The organism is Alicyclobacillus sp. SO9 (assembly GCF_016406125.1).
Classification (GTDB): Bacteria; Bacillota; Bacilli; order Alicyclobacillales; family Alicyclobacillaceae; genus SO9.
Window position 1 is genome coordinate 1,495,401 of record NZ_CP066339.1, and the last position, 24,768, is coordinate 1,520,168.

20 protein-coding genes and 1 pseudogene are annotated in these 24,768 nt (G+C 47.6%); 13 read left to right on the forward strand and 8 right to left on the reverse strand.

What is annotated here, in order from left to right; all coding sequences use genetic code 11:
• The first annotated feature begins 90 nt into the window (after positions 1-90).
• Positions 91-1,056 carry a UV DNA damage repair endonuclease UvsE gene (gene uvsE, locus GI364_RS06700; RefSeq protein ID WP_198852867.1) on the forward strand — a complete coding sequence of 322 codons (966 nt, stop codon included), beginning with the start codon at positions 91-93 and terminating at the stop codon, positions 1,054-1,056.
• Positions 1,057-1,130: 74 nt separating this feature from the next.
• On the opposite strand, the gene GI364_RS06705 is transcribed toward uvsE, so the two are convergent.
• Positions 1,131-2,702 carry a GGDEF domain-containing protein gene (locus GI364_RS06705; RefSeq protein ID WP_198852868.1) on the reverse strand — a complete coding sequence of 524 codons (1,572 nt, stop codon included), beginning with the start codon at positions 2,700-2,702 and terminating at the stop codon, positions 1,131-1,133.
• Positions 2,703-2,948: 246 nt separating this feature from the next.
• Between GI364_RS06705 and smpB the strand changes: the two genes are divergently transcribed.
• The gene (smpB, locus tag GI364_RS06710; protein WP_198852869.1) at positions 2,949-3,422 is read left to right on the forward strand and encodes an SsrA-binding protein SmpB; all 474 of its coding nucleotides are present in this window, start codon (positions 2,949-2,951) and stop codon (positions 3,420-3,422) included.
• An 86-nt stretch (positions 3,423-3,508) separates the two neighbouring features.
• Positions 3,509-4,636 (forward strand): NAD(P)/FAD-dependent oxidoreductase, encoded by a 1,128-nt coding sequence (locus tag GI364_RS06715; RefSeq protein ID WP_198852870.1) that lies wholly within the window; start codon positions 3,509-3,511, stop codon positions 4,634-4,636.
• A gap of 53 nt (positions 4,637-4,689) precedes the next feature.
• Here the strand turns inward: GI364_RS06715 and GI364_RS06720 are convergent, their stop codons facing one another.
• Positions 4,690-5,370: a tetratricopeptide repeat protein gene (locus GI364_RS06720; RefSeq protein ID WP_198852871.1), complete on the reverse strand. Its 681-nt coding sequence runs from the start codon at positions 5,368-5,370 to the stop codon at positions 4,690-4,692.
• 61 nt (positions 5,371-5,431) lie between these two features.
• Here GI364_RS06720 and GI364_RS06725 point away from each other — a divergent pair, with 61 nt between their 5' ends.
• Together GI364_RS06725 and GI364_RS06730 are read left to right on the forward strand one after the other, a co-directional pair.
• Positions 5,432-5,590, forward strand: a complete 159-nt coding sequence (locus GI364_RS06725; protein WP_198852872.1) for a hypothetical protein — start codon at positions 5,432-5,434, stop codon at positions 5,588-5,590.
• A 70-nt stretch (positions 5,591-5,660) separates the two neighbouring features.
• Positions 5,661-6,695: a mannosyltransferase family protein gene (locus tag GI364_RS06730; protein WP_198852873.1), complete on the forward strand. Its 1,035-nt coding sequence runs from the start codon at positions 5,661-5,663 to the stop codon at positions 6,693-6,695.
• 23 nt (positions 6,696-6,718) lie between these two features.
• Here GI364_RS06730 and GI364_RS06735 read toward each other — a convergent pair whose 3' ends face one another.
• Both GI364_RS06735 and GI364_RS06740 read right to left on the reverse strand, forming a co-directional pair.
• Positions 6,719-7,249 carry a CBS domain-containing protein gene (locus tag GI364_RS06735; protein WP_198852874.1) on the reverse strand — a complete coding sequence of 177 codons (531 nt, stop codon included), beginning with the start codon at positions 7,247-7,249 and terminating at the stop codon, positions 6,719-6,721.
• A gap of 188 nt (positions 7,250-7,437) precedes the next feature.
• Positions 7,438-7,785 (reverse strand): hypothetical protein, encoded by a 348-nt coding sequence (locus GI364_RS06740; protein ID WP_198852875.1) that lies wholly within the window; start codon positions 7,783-7,785, stop codon positions 7,438-7,440.
• Between the two features lie 260 nt (positions 7,786-8,045).
• Between GI364_RS06740 and GI364_RS06745 the strand changes: the two genes are divergently transcribed.
• A complete protein-coding gene (locus GI364_RS06745) occupies positions 8,046-10,187 on the forward strand; it encodes a HelD family protein (RefSeq protein WP_198852876.1) in 2,142 nt (713 codons plus the stop codon).
• 37 nt (positions 10,188-10,224) lie between these two features.
• Here GI364_RS06745 and GI364_RS06750 read toward each other — a convergent pair whose 3' ends face one another.
• On the reverse strand, positions 10,225-11,220 hold the full coding sequence (locus tag GI364_RS06750; protein ID WP_198852877.1) for a phosphotransferase: 996 nt from the start codon (positions 11,218-11,220) through the stop codon (positions 10,225-10,227).
• A 793-nt stretch (positions 11,221-12,013) separates the two neighbouring features.
• Between GI364_RS06750 and GI364_RS06755 the strand changes: the two genes are divergently transcribed.
• The 3 genes from GI364_RS06755 to GI364_RS06765 are packed head-to-tail and all read left to right on the forward strand — an operon-like array spanning position 12,014 to position 15,300.
• Entirely contained in the window at positions 12,014-12,679 is a 666-nt protein-coding gene (locus tag GI364_RS06755) for a succinate dehydrogenase/fumarate reductase transmembrane subunit (RefSeq protein WP_198852878.1), read from the forward strand.
• On the forward strand, positions 12,679-14,496 hold the full coding sequence (locus tag GI364_RS06760; RefSeq protein ID WP_198852879.1) for a fumarate reductase flavoprotein subunit: 1,818 nt from the start codon (positions 12,679-12,681) through the stop codon (positions 14,494-14,496). Before GI364_RS06755 ends, GI364_RS06760 begins: the two co-directional genes overlap by 1 nt.
• A gap of 60 nt (positions 14,497-14,556) precedes the next feature.
• Complete coding sequence (locus tag GI364_RS06765; protein ID WP_198852880.1) at positions 14,557-15,300, forward strand: fumarate reductase iron-sulfur subunit; 744 nt, start codon at positions 14,557-14,559, stop codon at positions 15,298-15,300.
• 224 nt (positions 15,301-15,524) lie between these two features.
• On the opposite strand, the gene GI364_RS25340 is transcribed toward GI364_RS06765, so the two are convergent.
• Positions 15,525-16,067, reverse strand: coding sequence for a hypothetical protein (locus tag GI364_RS25340; RefSeq protein WP_370541851.1), 543 nt, complete (start codon positions 16,065-16,067; stop codon positions 15,525-15,527).
• 218 nt (positions 16,068-16,285) lie between these two features.
• Positions 16,286-17,068 (reverse strand): annotated as a pseudogene (locus GI364_RS25345) (Mbeg1-like protein); the annotation flags it as partial.
• 35 nt (positions 17,069-17,103) lie between these two features.
• On the opposite strand from GI364_RS25345, the gene sfsA reads away from it, so the two are divergent.
• A complete protein-coding gene (sfsA, locus tag GI364_RS06780) occupies positions 17,104-17,811 on the forward strand; it encodes a DNA/RNA nuclease SfsA (RefSeq protein WP_370541835.1) in 708 nt (235 codons plus the stop codon).
• A gap of 120 nt (positions 17,812-17,931) precedes the next feature.
• Positions 17,932-19,179, forward strand: coding sequence for an aminopeptidase P family protein (locus GI364_RS06785; RefSeq protein WP_198852882.1), 1,248 nt, complete (start codon positions 17,932-17,934; stop codon positions 19,177-19,179).
• A gap of 166 nt (positions 19,180-19,345) precedes the next feature.
• On the opposite strand, the gene GI364_RS06790 is transcribed toward GI364_RS06785, so the two are convergent.
• Entirely contained in the window at positions 19,346-20,266 is a 921-nt protein-coding gene (locus tag GI364_RS06790) for a ketopantoate reductase family protein (protein WP_198852883.1), read from the reverse strand.
• Positions 20,267-20,573: 307 nt separating this feature from the next.
• Here GI364_RS06790 and GI364_RS06795 point away from each other — a divergent pair, with 307 nt between their 5' ends.
• A complete protein-coding gene (locus GI364_RS06795) occupies positions 20,574-22,727 on the forward strand; it encodes an ATP-dependent Clp protease ATP-binding subunit (protein WP_198852884.1) in 2,154 nt (717 codons plus the stop codon).
• A gap of 452 nt (positions 22,728-23,179) precedes the next feature.
• On the forward strand, positions 23,180-24,520 hold the full coding sequence (locus GI364_RS06800) for an MDR family MFS transporter (protein ID WP_198852885.1): 1,341 nt from the start codon (positions 23,180-23,182) through the stop codon (positions 24,518-24,520).
• The last annotated feature ends 248 nt before the right edge of the window (positions 24,521-24,768 follow it).

Consider the following 24,768-nt stretch of genomic DNA (forward strand, 5'->3'; position numbering starts at 1 on the left):
TTACGTGGGTTGAAGTTCCATTGACTGAAGTTCCATTGACTGAAGTTCCATTGACTGAAGTTCCACTGGTTGAATTCGGGGTGAATACTTTTGCGAGTCAGGTTCGGGTTTGTTGCAATGGCGCTGTCATTAAAAGATGCTTCTCCGTCAAAAACCATGACCTATAAGACCTTTCAGTCCCTTGAAGATAGGGAAGCGGCTCTTCGAAAGGTCACTAGAATTGCCGAAAGCAACCTTCGCAACACCTTGCGGATTTTGCGTCATGCTTTCTACTCCGGAATTTATGTGTATCGTTTCTCTTCCAAGTTAATTCCGCTTTATGGAGTTCCCGAGACAAAGAATTGGGCTTTTTTTGAAGAACTACAGCCGCAGTTCCGCGACATTGGAGAGTTCGTAAGAAGTCATGAAATGAGGGTGAGCTTTCATCCAGATCATTTTGTGGTACTGAATTCACCAGATAACGATGTCTTTCACAGGTCACTTGAAAATTTGGATTATCACGTCCAGATGTTCAAAGCCATGAATCTCAAAGAGGAGAAGATGGTGATACACGTTGGCGGAGCATACCAAGACAAAGAGGCCTCTCTTCAGAGATTTATAAATAATTGGGGGAATATCCCGGTTGAAATTCGCAATCGATTGACACTGGAAAACGACGACAAGATTTATACGGCCGCAAATGTTCAAGATTTGACAACCCGAATTGGAGTTCCTCTCGTTTTCGATATCCACCATGACCGGTGCAATAAGGAGCAAGACAGCCAACTCAGTTCCATAGTTGAGCCGTTTGTTGAGTCTTGGAAAGACACAGGTCTGCCTCCCAAAGCCCATATCTCGTCACCGAAAGACGAGGCTAATATGAGAGCCCACGCTGATTTAATACGCACCGAGGACATCTTGCCCTTTCTTGATGTTGTCCGGCCCCTGAATACCGACATCGACATTATGGTTGAAGCGAAGAAGAAGGACGAGGCACTGTTTCATCTTGTCAAAGAATTAGTGAAGGAGGACTTTGTTCACTTTACAAGTGACGGCGTCATTGAATATCGGCCGTGAGCAGCAGCGGTGTGTGCGAAACCGTTTGGATTGGGTACCTGCTAAATTCAGTGGAGGATGTGCGAACCAAGACATCACTTGCCGGTTTCCGGGTCGGAGAAGTCTACACGAAAAACGGCAAACTGGCCGCGCCCTGCGCGTTTCGCCGTGTACATAGCAATATCGGCTGCAGCAAGGAGTGTATCCCGAGTATTTCCATGCTGAGGATAGAAGGCGATGCCGACACTGGCAGACAGCAATTCAGGTGTATCTGGTGCTACCGTTTTGTTTTGCAGCGTCTCCACCAAATTATTGGCCTGTTCAAGGACACAATTCTTATCCCCTTTCAGCAGCATAACAAACTCATCTCCCCCCAGTCTTGCGGCAATGTCTTCTTTGTCAAGGAGTGAATTGAGCACCTCAGCAACTTGTTGAATCGCTGTGTCGCCTGCCTGGTGACCATAGTTGTCGTTAATGTCCTTGAAGTGGTCGATATCAATCAGCAACACAGCAAATGGCTGAGGACCTGCTGTGTCGAGTTGAATTTCAAGCAATTGATAAAAATAGGCTCGGTTCGGAAGGCTTGAGAGTGAGTCATAGTAAGCTAGACGTGCAATTTGTTCCTCCGCGTTTTTACGGTCAGTGATATCTCGAATAACCGAAATAGACAGGGGCTCACCGACTACTTCGACAAAGCCTATACTGATAAGCACCGACATGCGGGTTCCGTCATAGCGCAACAGTTCCGTCTCAAAGTTTCTGGGTGCAGATTGGGGCTGAAACAGCTGTGAAAGGCCTTTGTAATGTCGTTGCTCTTCTGGGAAGAGTTCGGTCAGCATTCTTAAGTTCTCTCCAAATAATTTTTTTGCGAATGGATTCATTTCTAAAATGGAGAGCTCCAAGTCCGCAACCAGAATAGCTGCAGGCACCAGATTAAACAATGCTTGGTATTGCTTTTCAAAGTGAGGCAAAAGCTCTTGGGCGGACATCGACCAGCGTACGATAGTCAGCCATACCAGGTCGCCAAAGATATACGGATACGGCGGCAAATTGTGAAACCACGGAACAATCCCAGGAAGTATGCCAAAAATGCAGTGCCACACGCCGATAATAAGCGTCGCTATCAGGAGGGTAGTGAAGCGCCTTTTTAGGGATGTAGAAGGAGCATGTCTTCGGGCTGCGTACATCAGAATAGTGAGACCGAAAATCACGGTAATCCCTGTTATCATCGCGATGTAGTACTGTGTGTTGTACACTGGCTGAATCCACGGCCCCGCCACATAGAAGGCGTTACTGTTATAGATGTTACGCTGGAATAACAGCGTCAGTGCCGTTGGAACTAAGAGGATATAGCTTAGTGGCACGTAAATGCGCGGGCGAATTCGAAGGCTTGAAGCCGTGAGTTTAAAATAGAAGTGCATGACAAACGCGGCCGACAGAGCTCCGAAATTTCCAAAAGCATAGAAGACGAATGCGGGACTGTCAGACACGGGCAGTGTTTGACGAATAAATTCCTCAACAAACATTGCCATGACAGAGAACAGTGCAAGGCTCGCCAGTTGAAACTCGGTTCTGGCAGGGTTACGGAAAAAACTCTCTACGGCGAAGTGAAACAAAAGTGCTGCAGGAATGAGATAAATCATAAAAAGAAAGGCAGTGTGCGGCATCGACTCACCTAGACTTCACAATGGTTCAGTTGTTTTAATTAGTGTACAGTATTTTGCCTTGTAAGTCATATTATTCAGGTTTGGAGGTTGTTCTGCGAACATGTGAGCCTAACCTTACCCAGTGCTGCTGGCAGCAAGTAATCTTGTTCAAAGAATAAAACCGTGCTACGATGAACTATACTTGACGTCGCACGTTCTGACATCTTGGAACGCTGTTTGTGTTCCACACACGAGGTGAAGACAGGTTTGGCACACGGAGAAGGTACGAAGTCCGTTACAGTGAACCGTAAGGCTTATCACGACTACTTCATAGATGAGACGTATGAAGCCGGAATTGTTCTGACTGGAACGGAAATCAAATCAATACGCAAAGGATCGGCAAACCTGAGAGACGCTTTTGCCCGTGTGGAGGATGGAGAGGTTTTTCTTCACAATATGCACATAGCTCCCTACGAACAGGGGAATCGGTTCAATCATGAACCTCGAAGAACGCGAAAGCTGCTTTTGAAAAAGGCGGAAATTGCAAAGCTGGTTGGTGCATCTCGCGAGAAAGGCTATGCCCTGATTCCAACGAAGGTGTACTTAAAGCGCGGTTTATGCAAAGTCGAAATCGCTCTGGCGAGAGGAAAAAAGTTGCACGACAAGAGAGAAACAATGAAGCGTCGCGATGCAAATCGAGAGATTCAGAGGGCGATGCGTGATCGGCAAAAAGGCATGTAACAGCGGCATGGATCATCCCTGGAAAGGCCATACTGAGAGTATGAGGCCAATGGAGTCGGAATACGAGGCTCTACAGGGGGGTCAGAATGAAAGTCGCAGTAATGGGCGCGGGACTGTCTGGACTGTCATGTGCCATCGAACTGGAACGAAATGGAATACGACCCGCTGTTTTTGAAAAACGCAGCAGCGTAGGAAACCGATTTGTCAATGCTGAACTTCTTGTTTCTATCTTCTCAAGACCGATTACAGATGAGATAAGTTATCTAGCCGAGAAACATCATTTGTACTTGTCTCCCGCATCAAATGTGAAATCACTCGAGATAAACTCTCCGAACCAACAGGCTGTCATTGAAGGCCACTTGGGCTTCACAACGATACGGGGTCGACACCAGGATTCTTGGGAACAGCAGTTGGTGAATCAACTCAATACCCCCATCCACTATGATTCAAATGTGAGCTATGAACAGCTTTTGCGGGAATATACCCATGTTGTTGTTGCCACCGGAGATGCAGCATATACGCAGGAGATATCTCAATTTCGCGTTGGGAGTCGGGCTGCTTTGAAAGGTGTTACCGTGGAAGGGGAGTTTTCCAGGTCAAAGGTTGCCTGTTGGTTCAATTGCGATTTTGCGCCCGGAGGCTACGGGTACTTCATTCCATATTCAAAGAAAGAGGCCAATGTTGTACTTGCAATTCCGCAGCCTCCCTCTGACAAATCGCAGTCTGGTTCGTTGCCGCACGACTTATTTAGAATAGAAGAAGACCGCTGGGACCTGTTTTTTGAATCGGTGAGAAAGCAGTTAAACCAGAAGCTCAAGGTCACAGATGGGTTTTCGGTTTCGAATTATATAATGGGAATCTGCGAAACGCCCAGGGTTGGGAATACATTTTTTACGGGGAACTGTTTTGGCACACTAATGCCCTTACTTGGGTTTGGCCAGTTTCCATCTGTGTTGTCCGGCATTTATGCAGCAGACGACATTTGCGGCATATCGCACTATACCGAGACGACACGGGCTTTGCGAACATCGTTCGAGCAATCGCTGGTTCTACGGCGTTTTATGGAACGCCTAAAAAATGATGATTTTGACGTGATTGTTTCCAAGATGAACGGATTCTGGGGGCAGAAGTTATTGGCCTCCCATAAAGATGTGCTAAAGTGGATTGCCTATGCGCTGCGAATTTGGATGGCAGGCAGCAGGCTTACTCCGTGATGACTCAGGTACCCTTCCCGTTCGGTTGGCGAAACATGCTTTTCTGACGCGTGTCATGAAGGCAAGACAGACTGCAGCAAGGCCAACACAGCCCACCGGCGTTCTGTTCGCCTGCGGAATCGGGGGAGTACGCGGTAGGTGTCAAGACATTGTCTTAGCGCATCGCGTGCCTCTTGCTTACGGCCAAAATGTCGGTGCAACTGTGCCATTCTATAGTAGGATTCGCAAGAAGAAAAATTGTAGCTTTGAACTTCTTGCACGAACCGCAGTGCCTTGTCCGGGTCTGAAGAACTATACGCAACAGCGAGCTTCAAATAGGGTTCACCATAGCGCAGTTGTTTGTTCTTTTCGAGGGACCTTAAGACCAACTGTTCTCCCTTCTCCAGGTTGCCGAGGGCCAAATAACACACGCCCGTATCGTACACAACGTCTTCGGATTCCTTCATTGTGTCGGAAAGGTCTTCAAGTAGTCGCAAAGCACCGCGATATTGCCTTTTCTCCATGTAGGTCCGCGCCAAATCGTACTTTGCTGGCATATCGTGGGGGTTCATGGCAATTTGTCTGCGTAGATTTGAAGTCCGCATTAATCTCCGGAAAGGCTTAATGACACTGGGGAACAGACCGATATATCTTCTATCAATAAAGTAGTAGATGATAACAATGAGAATAATAGAGATCCAAGTGTTTCCAGTAATGAAACGCAACAGTCCAAACAGAAACAGCCCTTTGAGCATGCCACATCTCCTTCTAATTTGACATCATACGTTGTTGCTGGCGCTTGCAGATGGCACAACCTTGTTTGTATTGTACCATTTAATGACGAATATTCGTTGGATGATTGACGTCGAACTGCTCTTGCAAGGTATGCTGGACAAAGAACTGCCGCAGTATGCATTGACCTTGCAAGCCATGCAGCCATACTTTGTTGCCATTCGGACAGAAAGGGGTGGTTGAAGTTTACTCTGTACTTTCCCTCTCTCATCGTGTGAGATTTCCCGCGCTGAGATGGTGGTCGTTTGTCATTGTGGCAGTATTGCTGCAAAGGCTTGGACTTTTCTTAGTCACAGTCCTGTTTCACTTCACTGCGCCTCATCCCGTACATATTGGCTGGGACCAATGGGACACAACCTGGTTTGTACACATCGCCGAACACGGGTATGTCAAAGAAAGCGCCACACCGTTTTTACCGGTTTATCCCGTCCTAATTCATATGTTTCACCTGATTTTTCGCTTTTCGTATCGGATGGCAGCACAATGGGTGGCAGTACTCGGATGGATCCTCGCACTGTATGCATTAGCGAGAATTGTGGAAGTTGAACAATCACCAGGCACAGCAAGGTGGACTGTTGTTTTTGCCGCGGCTTTTCCAACAGCTTTTTACACCCAAGTGCCATACAGCGAGCCAGTGTACCTTGCCTTCGCACTTTGGACAGTTTGGATGGTTGAACAAAATCGATTGTTTTTTGCAGCGAATTTAATGTCTATCACTTCTTTAACAAGAAATACCGGATTCTTGGTAGGGTGGTATATTGCGGCTCCTGCGATTTTGGGGAGAATTCGTTTTCGTCGTCTGTGGGTCTTTGTTGTTCCCCTGATTTTGGGAATCCTGTACTTGGTGTGGTCTTTGTTGACCTTTCACGATGCATTCGCTTTTATGGATGCCGAAAAGGTGTGGCACCGGACCTTTACACTTCCCTTTATAACGTTACTCTTGGCAGCGGAGCACTTCTTGCCATTAAAACACGTTGCGTATAAGACGATGGAAGCTGTGTCAGCTATATGGTTCATCTTTGTCACAGCCTGGCTGTTTCGGCAGCGCGATTACATTCATCTCGGTTATGCACTTGCGCTCACACTGATTGTTTTCTCAGCTCCGGCTGTCTCTGTTCACGATTATTTACTCAGTGTTCCCCGTTTTACGGTCATGCTGTGGCCGGGCTATTGGTTGCCTGCGGTCAGTCTGAAAGCGGCGAAGAGCAAGATAGTCCTCGCCGCTCTGATGTTCTTGGCCCAGTGCTCCATCTTTTACATTTACTATGGTGGACATTGGATTGCTTAACGCTGACAGAAACCGGACCAATCCTAAGACGGTTTCCTTTCATCTTCAACGTTGTCCAATGTGAGAACTTTTTGCACGACTGCCCGTACCACGTCTCCGCGGCTGACAATCCCAGTTAGAATGCCGTTCTTGGTTACGGGCACTTTCTTTATTTTGCGTCGGGACAGTGTGTCTGCTACGTCCACTAGATTGTCATCTTCGTCGATGGTAATGACTCTTCGTACCCCAACTTGGCCGGCTGTCTTTTGACACACATCCTGAACATTTTCCTTGAGTTCGTCGAAGTTTACCCGATTGTAGGCATCATCGTTCATGGCCGCTCCATAGTAGAAGCCAACTGCTCCAATCCAGGATGTAACCGATGTATCCACGTGTTTTCCCAGATACCTCATGATGTCACCGTCACTGATGTATCCGACAATGTGGTTGCTGTCGTCGACTAGCGGCATGCCGCTGATTCGATATTGGGCGAACTTCTCCAACACTGTTTGAACTTTGTCGTCGCGATGTGCAGTATAGACATTTCGTATCATGATATCTCTGGCGAATAACACTTTTCATCGCTCCCATCTGTTCATCAATCCAGTTACCTTGATACTTCAATTATAGACAGGATGAAAGGCTTCGTGCATGAATCGTTTATACCATTTTTCATCCTCGGGTTGGACAGAATTTGAGGAACATGCACGGAGGAATGGACCTGAAAACAGACCTGCCTTGGGGCAGGTCTGTTTTGGCAAGCTCAGTGTTGGCGGTTGTAGTCGTCTTCCTGTTCTTTTCGCTTGCGGCTTTGCAGCCATTCGTGCAACTGGATTTCATCCTCTGCTCCGACCACGTGCCGCCCATATGGAGCAACATACGCGCACTCCCAGCCCTGGTCCTTACCCCAATCTAAAATCTGTTGCGGGCTGAGGTGCCCGTTGACTGGGTGGCCTTGACCGTCCTTTGTTACGAGCCAATAGTTTTCCGGGACAGACCCAGAGCCAGATAACTCCCAATGGCCCGTATATTCATTTACATACTTCAGGTCTTCAGCAGGAATCGTGAAACCCAAATCAGATATGGTATCGTGGTGTTCTCCAGTACTCAACGTGTTTGCCCTCCTTACACAGCTAGTATGAGTGCTTTCACAGAACCTCATGCAGGCCATGCACGTGCTGTATCCTTCATTGCTTCTGTGAGAGAACTTCACACCTCAGACCAAGTCCGGTGACAAGTCCTTGATTTACACTTGCGATGCAGTTGCAGAGGTGAGAACGCTGTGGTAAGTTTAAAATTCCGCATTTGCATTTGGATTGGGGCATTGAGCTCTGCTGGGCAGTTGAATTTCAATTAGATGGAGGGATGACCGTGGCAGATGCTGCCAAGGAGGAACAGCTTCATCTTACGTTTGTACTCGAGCGAATCAGAGAAATGATTGATTATCTTAACCAACGTGCACAAACCGCATCCACAGACGACGGACGTGACACAGATGAGGCAGAAACTGCTGAAGAAGTAGCTGCCCGTGTGGTCGAACGACTGCGGGAAGTGCACCTCGACGGTCTAACGCGATCGCAGAGTGAACCGTATTTTGGAAGGCTGGACTTTCAGGAAGAAGGAGAGGCACGGCCGGCCGCGCTTTACATCGGAAAACGGGGAGTAGAGGACATCGACGACGGTAACCGCATGGTCATTGACTGGCGTGCGCCTGTTGCCAGCATGTTCTATGCATTTGCAGGGCAGGAAGAAAGCTCCTACGAAACGCAGGAAGGGGAAGTGCGCGGAAGAGTTTCATTAAAGAGAAATGTCGTGATTCGAAACGGCAAACTCCAGCGGGCGGTAGACAGCTACGTGTCTGGACAGGACAACTTAAATGTGACAGATGAGTTTTTGCTGTACCGTTTGGAAGAACACAAGGACAATCGACTTCGTGACATTGTATCCAGCATTCAGGCAGAGCAGGACAGAATTATCAGAGCTGTGCGCAGCCAAGCGGTAGTCATTCAAGGGGTTGCAGGAAGCGGAAAAACGACCGTGGCCTTACATCGTTTGGCATACTTGCTGTACCAATATGCCGACCGTTTAAACCCAGAACGCATGGTCATTTTTGCACCGAACGAAATGTTTATGGATTATATTTCAGATGTGTTGCCAGAGCTTGGCGTGGGCGGAGTACAGCAGACGACCTTTACGGCATGGGCCTTGAAAGTGCTCAACTACGAAGTGAAGTTGCAGTCGTCAGAAGGTCAGCTTGAGCGTTGGTTCGGCCAGAAACAGGAACAGCACGCTCAAGAATTTGAACTGTCTCGTGTAAAGGGATCGATCGACCTTTTGCGAAGAATGGACCATCGGCTCAAGCAAATGGAAGCCGACTTCATTCCGCAAAACGACTTTGAACCATGGCCCGGACAGGTACTTCCCGTTTCTCAAATTGCACACTGGTTTCAAAAAGAGTATGTTCATTATCCCCTGGCAACGCGACGTGAGCGGGTCTTAGCGCGGATCAAACGCTGGTATGAATCAGAATATAAGCGTGTGAAAGAGGATGATAAAACCGGAGCAATCAAGAAACAGGCCGCTTCTCGTTTTCGTTCCTACCGAACCAAGTGGACTGAAGTAAAGGCTGTTGACCTGTACCAGCGTTTGTTAAATGAAGTGTTGCCTGGATTTTCGGTGCCGAGTCAAGAAGTCACCAAAGGCAAAGGCAAAAAATCGAATCGCCCTCAGGTACAGGCTGAAGACCTGGCCCCTTTGTTGTACTTGAATCTGAAATTAAATGGAATGGATGCAAGAGACAATTTCCATCACGTAGTTATCGATGAAGCACAGGATTTCTCTCCGCTTCAAATTGCAGTGCTTAAAGAGTATTGTCCATCTCAATCATTTACCATTCTTGGTGATTTGTCGCAGAGCATCCATACTTACCAGGGCATTACAGACTGGGCGGAATTTATGGACTTGTTCGAAACCGAAAAGCAAGCGTATTTTCAGCTCAATGTGAGCTATCGTTCAACGATGGAAATCATTGAATTTGCAAATCACATCCTGCAGGAATTTTCTGGTTTCACCAAGGCAGAACCCGTCTTTCGCAGCGGCGATCCCGTTTCCATCCACCACGTCGAAAAATCCAATCAAGCTGACAGCATTGCCAGGGTCTTAGACACGTGGCAGGAGACCGTTGAAACCGTTGCCGTGGTTACGCCATCCACAGCTTCTGCCAAACAACTGTATGATGACTTACGCCATAGCGGTGTTTCCGTAAAATTAATTGACAAAAGCGATGAACCGTATGCCGGAGGTATCTCAGTTGTCCCTGTGTATCTGACTAAAGGTTTGGAATTTGACGCTGTATTCATCACGGACGTCAATGAGGAAACGTATCCCTTTACTGCACTGGCAGCCAAACTCTTATATGTTGGATGCACTCGTGCTTTGCACAGACTCCAGATTTTCTATTCCACCACACCGTCGTCATTGCTAAAGAATGTACTGCAAGAGCAAATATCCTAAGTACATATCGGTACCGAATTTCAACTGCAACGGTCTGCTAAAGTGAGAGCACAAAGGCAGCACTGCTTCGAATCCACACGGACTTTGTGCTTATCATTTCCCAAAAAACATCCGCGTCCAATGTACCGGCCCTGTAACTGGCAATATCCCATCCAAGCATCATCAGTGTATTGTCGAGAAAGTGTATGAAGTAATCCTTCTTGAATTGCTTTGAATCTGTATCCCATCCGTGTTTTCGCAAGGTGTGCACATATGTCTCGTAAAGTGTTTGCTGCTCCTTCAGATTGGGAATATCCTGCAGAAAGATGGCTATATCTCTTTGCGGTACAGACAAACCAGCATATTCCCAGTCAACCATCCGCAACTCCTCGCCTCGCACAAGCCAGTTTCCCAAATGGGGGTCTCCGTGTGTAACCGTGATTCGAGAATTTGTGTCTGTGTAGTAGTTGTGTGCTGTGTCGACCCACCGTTGCGCTATAGTGCACAGGTCCGTCAGATGAATAGTTGCGTCAGATTCATTCACCAACCCAGACCTGTCTCGCAGTCCTCTCAATTCGTCCAACGCCATTTGTCTCCACGGCTTTGCAACGGCTTCCAGTGAGGTCGGAAGGATGTCGCCTCGCCGCTGCGCTTCTACCTGGTGTTCCAGCTTCCCGTGCATTTCAGCTAGCTTCACTGCTGCCTTTGACACAAGTGCCATTCGTCCGGCTGCTGACAGCCCGGTTACAGTTTCAGTCAGCGTCCTTCCGAAACGTTCCAGCACGAGTGCCGTTCCTGCCTGTGTCTGAACAGTTCCTAACCATGAAGGTGCAAGAGCTGGTTCTGCGCCTAACAGGCCTTGGTATAAGTGTACTTCAACCCCTTGGTTGGAGCTGATTTTACAAATCAAATCCTTGATTTGCCCAGACGCATTTTTCACCGTAATAGAAAAAAGACTGGCGCGAAAGCGTCCCTGCAAAGGGTAAATATCCATAGTCTCCATACCATTGCTGAGCAACCAGTCTGTGACTTCGCGCGAAATTGTGTTCAGCATATTTTCACCGCTTTTTTTAGGCTGCAGCCATTCAGTGTCTGTTCGGCATCCTTCTGGCTCTGGTTTCACTGGATTGTGTGAACATGTCCAAACTGTGGTGAATCTGTTTCCGTTCATCAAATCTTTTTCCAGTTACCAAAAATTTGCCGGTATTTATGCTAGCTTTACGTTATACAGATATACAGGATGGTCTTCTTCATGGCTGGTTTTCTCAATTTACAAAACTTTTGCGCCATCTGTAAAGTTTCTTGACAAAGGGGATCTCATAAAAGACATTCGACACTTATAGACTAATGGAAATAGTCTGTTGTAATCACGTCGCTGGAGTTATTAAGTGCTAGAATACCCTCATAGGGGCTTCATTTTCCAGCAAAATGCATTGGATAGAAAAAGTAGTAACTATCGGAGGTACGAAAAATTCACATTTTGGCTTTGACTGGAAGTTCTGCAAACTGAGGATATTCTTCTGAACCGCGGATCTTAGAGCATCTCTTCAAATAGAGGCATCGAGATCATCATCGTACATAGGGGAGGAGGTTGTAGCGTCGAGACTCTGAACCCTGGTTGTTTGGCGCGGTCTCATTTTCTCAGGTTGTCTCACAACTATGCTGATAGTAGGGAGAGATAATGATGGAACTGTCCAGTTGTTGCAACAAGCCGATTATTGTGGAAATGCGCTCTGATCCATCCAATTTTGGCGACGATGAATACGATTTGAAGATCCCTTTTCGTGTTTGCTCGGAGTGTGGGGCCATCCTGATTCAAAACAGGTACCAAGGAGGGGAAATCAAACATGCAGCTTCATCGGGCAATGAGTTATAATCCGCGTGCTGACTTCGTTGTCGAAACAGTTCAAATGATAAGCGGACTACTTTTGGTACTTTTTTTATGGGTTCATATGATTTTTGTAGGCACGGTCATTATCGGTAAAACTACCTTCGGCTCCTTAGCCAGCTTCATGGAGACCTGGGGTACAGGTACGGAAGTAGGCAAAGTGCTGTCACCTCTGTATCTGACCATTATTTTTCTGATTTTGGTCTTTGGTATGCATGTCGGGACCGTTATGCGCAGAATGCCTCGACAGTATCGTGAGCAAAAAATAGTCTGGCAGCATGCCAAGCTGATTCACCACTATGACACTTGGTCATGGGTGTTTCAGTCAATTACGGGAACAGCCATTCTTGTGTTGGCTGCCATTCACATTACGGTTGTCACTGGATTTGGCATCAGTCCAGCACTCAGCGGCACTCGGATGCACTACTGGGGATTCTTGATTTTCTACGCTGTGTTGCTGCTCTTGTCGGAGTACCATGCCAGTGTGGGACTGTATCGTATCTTTGTAAAATGGGGTTATGTCCAGCACCACAAGATGAAGCACGTACTCGAAGTCATTAGCCTCTTATTTATCATCATAGGCATTATTTCAATCGTGATTTTGTTCACCTGGGGGGCGCACTGATGGCACAATACGATACCCATGTAACCGACGTACTTGTAATTGGCGCTGGTTTGGCAGGAGAGCGTGCCGCCATTGAGTCTGCAAGAAGCGGTCTGAATGTGACATTGCTCAGCCTGGTTCCTCCTCGTCGCTCACACAGTGCCGCGGCTCAGGGAGGAATGCAGGCTGCACTTGGAAACACCGCAAAAGGTAAGGGAGACAGCCCGGACGTTCACTTTATGGATACAGTGAAAGGATCGGACTGGGGCTGTGAACAGGATGTTGCTCGGATGTTCGCAGAAACCGCTCCCATTGTCATGAGGGAAATGGCCCATTGGGGTGTTCCTTGGAGCCGCGTAACAACAGAACCGAGAATCTATGAGGGTGAAGAAATTCATGAAGACCCGGAAAAGGTCGGTCTGATTGCAGCTAGAAACTTTGGTGGAACAGCCAAATGGCGTACCTGCTACACCTCGGATGGAACCGGTCATACTGTGCTCTATACGATGGATAGTATGGTTATGAAATACGGAATTACTGTTCACGATCGCGTTGAAGCCCTCAGCCTTATTCAAGACGGAGACACCTGTTACGGTGCCATCGTCCGCGATATGCGCAACGGTGAACTGATTGTATACACAGCTCGGTCGACTGTGATTGCGACGGGCGGTTACGGGCGCTTGTACGGCGCATCAACCAACGCCGTTATCAATGAAGGCTCAGGCATGTTTGTTGCTCAAGATACAGGGGTTGTTCCCTTAGGCAATATGGAAGCCGTACAGTTTCACCCCACTGGCATTGTTCCTTCCTGGATTTTGATAACAGAAGGAGCTCGGGGCGACGGCGGTCATCTGCTCGACAAAAATGGCTACCGCTTTATGCCAGATTATGAACCTAAGAAAAAAGAACTGGCATCGCGCGACGTCGTTTCTCGCCGCATGATGCAGCATATTCGTGCGGGATACGGGGTTGAAAGCCCATATGGTGACCACTTATGGCTGGATATCAGGCATTTGGGTGCAAAGCATATTAATACAAACCTGCGTGAGATCGCTACTATTTGTCGCGAGTTTAACGGCATTGATCCCATTCATGAACTGATACCGGTACGCCCCACACAGCACTACAGTATGGGCGGAATTAGGACAAACAAATACGGGCAGGCCTATGGGCTGAAGAATCTGTACGCATTGGGTGAAGCTGCGTGCTGGGACTTGCATGGGTTTAACCGTCTTGGCGGCAACTCCCTTGCGGAAACAGTTGTGGCAGGAAAAATCATTGGTGAGAAGATTGCCGAGTTTACACAGGATGCCTCACTCAATGTTTCCTCTTCATTAATTGAGGAGCATCTGCATAAGCAGCAGCAACGAATCGATGATTTGCGTGAGGGTAAAAACGGTAAGGAAAATGCCGTGGAAATTCGCAAGAGAATGGAACAGGTGTTGAGCGAAAAGGTTCATATCTTCCGCACAGGTGAACACCTTGAGGAAGCCGTCAAGGAATTGAAAGAACTGCACGAGCGTTCTTTGCACATTGGGCTTCGCGGCAGCGGCAAAGGCGGCGATCCCGAAATGGCATCAGCTCTGCGGCTTCCCGGAATGGTTCGTTTGGCACTCAGCATTGCCAAAGGAGCTTATGCTCGCACGGAGAGCAGGGGCAGTCACTTCCGTGAAGACTATCCAAAACGCGATGATGAGAACTGGTTGAAGCGTACCTTGTCCTATTGGCGTGAAGGTTCCTCTGAACCGGAACTCCATTACGAACCTGTGACAATTACCGAGTCGCAACCGGGAGATCGCGGATATGGAGAAGCCACAGCCGGACCGAAGACGAAATGAGGCCGGACTGAAGAAGAAGTAAGGCCGGACTGAAGAAGAAGTAAGAAGGAGGAGACAAGTATGGCACAGCGAGAGCTGACGTTTCGGATATTTCGCTATGACCCAGAAACGCCAGAAGTAAAACCGCGTCTACAAGACTTCAAGCTGATGGAAGAACCGGGCATGTCCCTGTTCGTTGTATTGAATAAAATTCGTGATGAGCAAGATCCGACTTTGAAGTTCGACTTTGTGTGCCGCGCGTCCATTTGTGGTTCTTGTGGCATGATGATTAACGGGAAACCGACACTGGCGTGTAAAACACTGACAAAAGACCTGCCAGACCTGACAACTCTGATGCCCATGCCTGCATTTAAGCTGCTCGGCGACCTCTCCGTTGACACGGGGACTTGGTTCAGACAAATGTCCATGAAGACTGAATCTTGGATTCATGAAGAGTCAGAGTTTGACCCATCTGCACAGGAAGAGCGGATGGATAATGACACTGCGTTGAAGATTTATGAGGCAGAGCGTTGCATCGAGTGCGGAGTCTGCGTAGCCGGTTGTGCGACTGCGAACCTGAAGCCAGATTTCATTGGTGCCACAGGTATTAACCGCGTTGCAAGGTTTATGGTAGACCCGCGTGATAAGCGCGACGAGCAAGAGTATTTCGAAGTCGTAGGCAGCGAAGACGGCGTGTTTGGTTGCATCGGTCTGATGGCGTGTGACGACAACTGTCCCGTTGGCGTACCGTTACAAGGACAGATTGCCTACGTCCGCAGAAAAATGGCCAGTGCGGGCTGGAAAATGAAAGCCAAGCAACGCTAAACGCTGATAGAGGCCGGCTTAAAACTGAGGGGTCGCTCCTGAGAACGGGAGCAACCCCTTTTTCTGCTTCTCTGTTACATTCTCTTCACCTTCTACGCGCTTTACTTGAAGGGTGTGGAACACGCAACTTCTTAATAAATATAGTTGGATACTTCGTAGATACACCCGTTCTCTGTAAGGGAGCTGCCGTTGAACCAAGGTTATTTGCAGGTAAAGCGGTCCTTTCACGCTTTTTGGATAGCGTCCGGCGTACAGAAATCTGTCCTGCTGGTGCAACCGGCGTTGGCGTGACCGGTGTTGGCGTGACCGGTGTTGGCGTGACCGGTGTTGGCGTGACCGGTGTTGGCGTGACCGGTGTTGGCGTGACGGTCGTTGGCGTGACGGTCGTTGGCGTGACCGGTGTTGGCGTGACCGGTGTTGGCGTGACCGGTGTTGGCGTGACCGGTGTTGGCGTGACCGGTGTTGGCGTGACCGGTGTTGGTGTAACCGGTGTTGGCGTAACTGGTGTTGGCGTAACTGGTGTTGATGTAACCGGTGCTGGCGTGACCGGTGTTGGCGTGACCGGTGTTGGTGTAACCGGTGTTGGCGTAACTGGTGTTGATGTAACCGGTGTTGGCGTAACTGGTGTTGATGTAACCGGTGTTGGCGTAACCGGTGTTGGCGTGACGGTTGTTGGTGTAACCGGTGTTGGCGTGACGGTCGTTGGCGTAACCGGAGCCTGAGCCCTTGGCTGCGACTCGAACGCAGGATGAATTGCAGTTCTGGATTCTTCTGAATGACTTGGATTGTCAGGTGGACAGAATTCCGGGCAGGCATCGTACAACTCCCGATAGAATGCCGGTTCTTGTTCCGCTAATTTGCGAAAGTAATGCGTAATAGAATGGTTGTGAATGATAGATTGAGTGTTGAAATCAATGGAGAGTTTTCCTTGTACATGATAGTAATACAGCGGTTCTTCGAATGGAACCTGAACTTGGGGTTCCAGCGGTACATAGTCATTCGCATTTACAACGCGCACGGTGTCCGGAACCAACTGATTGTAGTCTGATACAAAAGCGGCGTTTCCCACCCTGGGTGAAGCAAAGGTGTAGACTTTAATGTTTTGAAACTGGGTATTTCGAACAATATCTACGGCCGCTAACGTAGCAAGAGCGCCTCCCAGGCTGTGTCCGGTAATGTATAGTGGGCTGTGAGAATCAAGTGTGTTCATAACTTCAATAATGGATTTGTCGGTTTGAAGCCAGTGACTTGTAAATAGAGATTGATACAACTCCTTATATCCTCGATGGACTTTTGCATTTGAATCGCCGCTGTCAAAGGGAACTTGAACGAGGTTTAAATCAACGTGGATATCTTCAACCGTGTCCACAGGATGCAAGATAGATGTCTCCGTGCCTCGAAACAACAAAATGTAAGCTTTCTCAGCACCGACATCATTTGTTTCAATAATACTGGCAAAGTATTCGTGGTTTGGCGTATAAAAAGTGTACAAATGCCGAGATTCTGACGGCAAATTCATGTCAGGTCCAATCATGAAGTGATATCCTTGATAACTGAATCCCGCCATTAGGAGGGCTTCCTGCAAGTTATTCGCAGGAGCAGAGAACGACGGTTTTGACATCTTCAATCGCTCCAATACAAAATGATGGGGTATCATATGCAAACTGTGCTTAAAATGAATGGGACAACCGATTCTTTTCGATATAAAACGCTCGATTGCTGAGGTTGACCAAACCCCCATGACCCAATCTAACTGGTTGAATTCCATATCGAACCCGGTTTTTAAGGTCTGGAACTGCAGAGGTGAATCATTTGAAATATGCTGAGGTCGAGGAAGCAGTTTTCCTCCGCCGACCCAATCGATTTATAGCTGATGTGCGTACGAATTCAGGGGAAGAAACAGTTCACGTGAAAAATACAGGACGCTGCAAGGAACTTCTCGTACCAGGTGCTCGGGTTATCCTTGAAAAGAGTCAAAATTTGAATCGCAAGACCCGATACTCCCTGGTTGCCGTGTATAAGGGAGAGAAACTCATCAATATGGACTCTCAGGCACCAAATCAAGTGGTTTATGAAGCGGTTAGTGCAGGAAAGATAAAGGAACTGCCAGGCATTGTGTCTGTAAAACGGGAGGTGACATACAGTCAATCCAGGTTTGACCTTGGCATCACGTTGAAAAGTACGTTGGCGAACACATCAGGTTACATAGAGGTGAAGGGTGTGACACTGGAACAAGAAGGAATGGTGCTCTTTCCCGATGCGCCGACAGAACGAGGCGCAAAGCACGTTGCAGAACTCATTGGCGCCGCAGACGAAGGGTACAGAGCTGTATTGTTTTTTCTCATTCAGATGCAGGACGCGCAGTTCTTTCGTCTCAATGAGGCCATGGATGAGAAATTTGCACGAGCTGTGAGGAAGGCTCATGAATCCGGCGTCCTTGTACTCGCATACGATTCACTGGTGACAGCAGACTCCATGGTGATTGGGCGTCCTGTTGAGGTTCGTCTGTAGCACTTGTCCAGTGTGTTTCGAAGATGTGTTCTAGGTACCTGTGGTCTTCAGTCCACTGCTGTATAATGTACATAAGGTTCACAATTTAACTATCATTTGCTTTTTGGAGGCGATTACAGCATGACAACGACATTTTATGCGGAACGCAGACACAGGGTTGCAGCGTCACTCCCCGATGAGGCAATGCTCATTTTGTTTTCGGGGCAAGCTCTGACAAAAAGTCATGACGCAGAGTACCAATTCCATCCCAACCGTAATTTTCTCTATTTGACAGGACTAGATAAACAAAATATGGTGTTGGTCATGCAGAAACAAAACGAGGAGGTCTCCACACACCTGTTTATAGAACGTCCTGAGCCCGATAAGGAGAAATGGACAGGCTTTCGCATGCGCACAGAAGAAGCGAAGAGTGTGTCTGGAATCAGTGATGTTCAATATGTGGACAGCTTTGAAGCATACTTGGGACGACAGTTCTATTTCGGAAGGTATCGCAGTGTTTATCTTGATTTTGAGCGGCTTCAATGGGATGCTGACGAATCCAAGGCGGCTCATTTTGCCAAGGAACTGCAACAACGCTATGCATACTTGCGTATTGATAATATTCATCCGACCTTGGCTGGCATGCGCACGATTAAATCAGATGAGGAGATTGAAAAGGTCAAGAGAGCCATTTCAATCACCTATGACGGTATTGATAATTTGATAAGGCATGCGAAACCAGGGATGAAGGAATACGAGCTTCAAGCTCATTATGATTACATACTTGGGAAAAACGGGGAACGCGAACCAGCCTTTGACTCCATCGTTGCCAGTGGAAGCAATGCGGTTGTATTGCACTATGTTGAAAACTCAGACACGGCCAATGATGGCGATCTCGTTTTACTCGACATGGGTGCACAGTCAGACTACTACAGTGGTGACATATCCAGGACTTTTCCTGTGAATGGGAAATTCACGGAGCGACAGCGTCAGATCTATGACATTGTCTTAAAGGCACAGTTGGCAGTCATTCAATTTATCGAGCCAGGCCTAACCTTGACTGCACTCAATGAAAAAACCAAACAGGTGCTTGCAGAAGAGTTACAGGGCATTGGCCTCATTCAGAACGAGGAAGAACTCAGTCAGTATTACTATCACGGCGTTAGTCACCACATGGGACTGGACACTCATGATGCCTGTAACAACAGTGCCAAGTTGCAACCCGGTATGATTGTAACGGTTGAACCTGGCTTGTATATTGCGGAAGAAGGAATTGGCATCCGGATTGAAGACGATGTCCTGGTGACTGAGACGGGGTGTGAAGTGCTGTCTTCACAGATTCCCAAAGCGCCGGAAGAGATTGAGGCATGGGTCGGAACGGCGAAATAAGGTAGAACTGAGAACTTGAAGTAAAATTTGGAAGCGTGTCATGAAGACCGCTTCGCGTTTATCACACCAGAGGGCTGCGCGGGCATATGGTAAAAGCGCCCGTGCAGCCACTGCCAGTGTGTCAGGTACAAACGCATTGTCCGCATGTTGGATCCGCGATTTCTTTTTATTTCTGTCCTGTTTCAAAAGGGTGCAACACCGCATAGACAGATGCTACATGCGGTACGGCAAGTCCTGACTCGATTGCCATTTTGACCACTGCTCCCTGCAGACTGCTGATTTCAAGAGGCAACCCTTTTTCTAAATCACGGTGCAATGAGGACGTCATGGTTGGAGACATTCCCTCCATTTTTGTCATAGTATTTCTTATTGTTTCTTCAACCGGTAATTTGATGCCTCGGAGGTTTGCTACTTGAACGACCTCTCGGATCACATGTTCAAGGAGTTCTCTTGCAACTGCATCGTTAAGGATGACTCCAATTGGACTTCTGGCTGCGGCCGTTAATCCGCTGATGGATGTTAGAAAGACAAACTTGGTCCACATGTCTTTGAGAATGGCGTGACTCTGCGTGACGTTGATGCCGCTTCTTTGAAACACATGCAGCAATTCTCCCAGCCATTCCTCATTAACATGACCCAGAGAGCCAAATACAATGTCATGCATTGGACTGGTATGTACGATACCGCCTTCAGCATCCAGGGTTGACTCGATGTAGCAGGTACCGCCAAGAACGTGTTGGTCACCAAAATTCCTCAGAAGCACATCTATGTGTTCTACGCCGTTCAGCAGCGGTAGAATCTTTGCCCCCTTATTCACAAGGGTTTGAAGTTGGCTCATTGCGCCATCAAGGTGGTAATTCTTGACGGCTAAAAGCACTACATCAGGCTTGTCAATTTCTTCGGGGGAGAGTGCCAATTCAGGTTGGATAGTAAAGTTTCCGTGAACACTCTGTATAGTGAGTCCAGATGTTTTTAATTGATGATATCGGTTTTGTCTGACTAAAAAAGTCACAGGGTTCCCTGTCTGAGCTAACTTCCCGCCAAAATAGCCTCCAACAGCCCCAGCACCAAATACGACGATATGCATACACTTCGCTCCAATCTGTTGATAAATCAGCCCGTTGTTTCCCAATCCATGTTATCAAATGAGCCATTGATGAAACAGAAAGGGTTGCAAAAAAGAGATCACATCATTATAATCAAAGATAGTCAAAGTCAAATTCATAAGATATTAGTCAAAGATAGTCAACATCAAACCTGGTTTGATGAATGGTTTAAGCGGGCCTGAACTGTAGTTCACGAAGGCTGCTTAAAGCGGATCGCTCTTTAGACAAGGCTGATTCTCATTAAAGTAAAGCGCAGCAAAAGTACCATTTTTTAAGGAGGAATCAGGAATGCTGTGTCAAGAATGCAAAACAAATCAAGCTACAATCGAACTTCATGTGCAATTTAATCACGAAAAGGAAAAACTCCACTTGTGCACGTCGTGTTATGAAAAGATTACATCTGGTGCGAAGTCGCCAGCGGCATCGTTTTCATTTGGCAGTTCGCCTTTAGACGACCTGCTTGGAGGTTTCTTTGCATCTGGTCAACCAGGCATGTCCGGTACGAGTCAAGGAATGCCTCAACAAGGTCCTCCTGCGGGAAATGGGGGCGGAGGTGTTCTGGATGAATTCGGACGGGACTTGAGTTCGTTGGTGAGAAACGGAAAGATTGATCCCGTGATTGGCCGCGACAAAGAAGTCGCCCGCGTCATTGAGATCCTAAATCGAAGAAACAAGAACAACCCAGTCCTTATTGGTGAGCCCGGAGTCGGTAAGACAGCAATTGCTGAAGGACTAGCGCTGAAAATTGCAGAAGGCGATGTTCCGTCCAAATTGAAAGGCAAACAGATTTACGCTTTAGACGTCTCATCGTTAGTAGCAGACACTGGAATTCGCGGACAGTTTGAGCAACGGATGAGACAATTAATTAGTGAGTTGGAACAGCGGCCAAATGTGATTTTGTTTATTGATGAAGTTCACTTGTTGGTCGGAGCAGGTTCTGCACAAGGATCGATGGATGCTGGGAACATTTTGAAGCCTGCGTTGGCACGGGGAGAAATCCAGGTTGTCGGTGCGACAACGCTCAAGGAGTACAAAGCAATTGAAAAAGACGCGGCACTCGAGCGTCGCTTTCAACCAATTATGGTGTCTGAGCCCACTATAGCTGAAGCCACGGCGATTCTGGAGGGCTTGCAACAGCAGTACGAGAAGTACCACCATGTTCGTTATACAGATGACGCCCTTCGTGCCTGTGTGACACTCTCAAACCGGTACATCCAGGACAGGTTTCTGCCTGACAAAGCAATTGATTTAATGGATGAGGCGGGATCAAAAGCGAACCTGACCCTTGCCGGTGACAATGGTGAAGATTTGACATTACAGCTTGAACAGACTGTAAAGAGGAAGCAGGAGGCAACAAAAAATGAGCAATACGAACTAGCTGCCAAGCTGCGTGATGAGGAAGAAAAGCTTCGAAGAAAGTTGAATGAGGCAGCCCCGCAGACGCAGACGGCCGAAGTGACACTAGCGCAGATACAGCAGATTGTTGAGGAGAAGACCGGTATTCCGGTGCAAAAACTCCAACAAAGCGAGCAGAATCGACTAAAGGACCTGGACTCGCGTCTAGGCGAAAAGGTCATTGGTCAAAGGGATGCAGTCAAAAAGGTAGCCAAAGCGATTCGAAGAAGTCGTGCAGGCTTGAAAGCTGCCAATCGTCCGATTGGATCGTTCCTGTTCGTAGGCCCAACTGGTGTTGGTAAGACGGAGTTGGCTCGTCAATTGGCGGAAGAGTTGTTTGGTACAAAAGACGCCATGATTCGGCTTGACATGAGCGAGTACATGGAAAAACACAGTGTTTCCAAGCTCATTGGTTCACCTCCGGGATATGTGGGCTATGATGAGGCGGGACAACTGACAGAGCGCGTTCGAAGAAAGCCGTATAGTCTGGTTTTGCTGGACGAGATTGAGAAGGCACATCCGGACGTTCAGCACATGTTCTTGCAGATTATGGAGGACGGCAGGTTAACGGACAGCCAGGGTCGCGTAGTCAGCTTTAAGGATACATTGATTATCATGACGAGCAATGCCGGTGTCGTCGATAGGAAAGCTGCTGTGGGATTTGGCGTGGATGAAGAACAATCCAAGTCACAAAACCACCTCAGTGCACTGGGAATGTTCTTCAAGCCAGAGTTTCTGAATCGATTTGACGCCGTTATTGAGTTTGAGTCCCTTCATGAAGAGGAACTCAGGAAGATTGTTGACTTATTACTAGCCGATGTAAGAACCAATCTCTCCGAGCAGGGGATAGCTTTAAGCTGGAGTGACGAAGTTGCTCGTCATATTGGCCTCAAAGGCTATCACCCGGCATATGGTGCACGACCGCTGCGCAGAATGATTCAGGAAATCGTGGAAGACCCGATTGCTGACTTGCTCCTTGACGAGGAGAAGGTAAATGAGATTATACTTCAGGTTGTGGACAATCAGGTGACATTGGAGAGCAAGTAAGGTAAATAAGGTCGGAACCTGGAAGCGCACCGTGAAGGCACTCACTGATGGAAAGTGGGTGCCTTTCTGCATCAGAGACGCAGGTAAAGTTAGGCTTGCCGATTCTAAGGGCATCGCCTATAATTGGATTAACGGTTTAAATTCGGTTGAAAGGAGTGGGCAAGATGCTATCTGCAATCATTTTCTCTGAACTCACTTTGCACAAAAGTTCATCCAGAAGTTTACTTGCCCACACTGTTCGGTAAGACTGGTTCTATTTTAGAGACCTAGGCCGCAGGTGAGCAGACCTGTGGCTTTTTTTGTAAAACATGTGTTGAGCCACAGGGAGACCTGTGGCTTTTTACGTGTCTCGAATTCTCTAGACGTCGGTCCCTTGCTGGTGGACTTGTACTTCTAAGACTCAGTTTAATAGAAACAGTTGCCCCTTTCAGTGTGGCCGGGAGGAGAAATACATGCGCTTTACAGACCTGCACCGTAACGTGAAAATAAGAATTTATGTACTATTTGCCTTTGGCACAGTACAAGCAACAACTATGCCGTTTATGGCAATTTACTTTGCACAGAACTTGGGTGAGGCACTGACGGGAATACTGCTGACAATGAGTATTGTGGCAAGTATGTTCAGCGGCATGCTGGGCGGATTTTATGCCGACAGGTTTGGCAGGAAAAAACTTATGGTCGGATCAGAGGCCGTATTTTTGCTTGCATACCTGGTGATGGCCTTTGCCAATAGTCCCTGGCTTCATTCTCCGTCACTTACCTTCGCTATGTTTTTGTTCACAAACGTATGTTGGGGGATTTACGGCCCAGCAGATGAAGCCATGCTGATTGATGTGACTACGTCAGAAAGCAGACCGTTTGTCTACTCGATTTTTTACTGGGTATGGAATCTAACCATGGCTGTAGGTGCCAGCATTGGTGCTGTATTGTTTGAACACTACCGCTTTTTTCTCTTTACAGCCATGTCGATTGTCTTGCTTGGGACCCTGTTAACTACTATCTTCAAAATTGAAGAGACGTTCCATCCCAACCATGTGATTCATCCGGGAGCACAAGGCGATGTAGAAACAAACGCGCGCCGTCGATTCAGCTTTAAAAGGCTGCTGCCAAATGGCATTTTAAAAAACTACGCGTCTGTAATGAAGGACACTACGTTTGTGAAATACATTTTTGCAGGAATGTTGGTGATGGCTGTAGAATTTCAGTTATCAAATTATATCGGTATCCACTTTTCCAAAGATATCGTGCATCAGTCTCTAATCCACATTAAGAATTTTCATATTTGGATTGACGGCGTGAAAATGCTTGGCTTTTTGCAAACTGAAAACACCATTATAGTGGTTTTGCTTGCGAGCATCGCTGTGCGGATTGTGAATCGATACCCGGACAGGAGAGTTCTGTTCTTCAGTATCTTGCTGAACACTGTTGGATACAGTTTTATGATTGTGGTCAATGCACCTTGGGTTTTGATGGGGCTGATGGTCATAGCGACAATTGGGGAAATATCGTCCGTGCCGATTCGGCAGACCTATCTGGGTGATATTGCGCCCAGTGCGGCACGGAGTTCGTATGTGGCTGCCAACGGCTTGACTTTTGACGGTTCTCAAATCATGGCGTCTCTCGGTGTCATGCTTGGCGCCGTAGTATCGCCTTGGATGATGGCTGCATTGAGTTTGGCATCGGGTATTGGCGGTTTTCTGCTGTTCTACTCCATCGTCCCGGCTGTGCACCGCCGGAGAAAACAAAACGATGAGGTATCAGTGCAAGGTGATGCTGGCTCAGTGTCACTCTAACGCTTGCAGAGAAATATCTAAAAATTGCATTGACATTCTACAGATAAACAAGGGTATAATATACCCTATAAGGTATAAGGCAATGGGACTATCGATAGACAGGAGCGGCTGAATTTGATTCAATTATGGAAGTCGCTGTGACCCACCCGCAAGTTAATGCTCCTGGGAGGAGCTATTTGGACCATAGCAATTATCGTGAGTATGATACTCAGTTGGATATAGGCCTTGAGCAGTGATTTGGGGAGGTG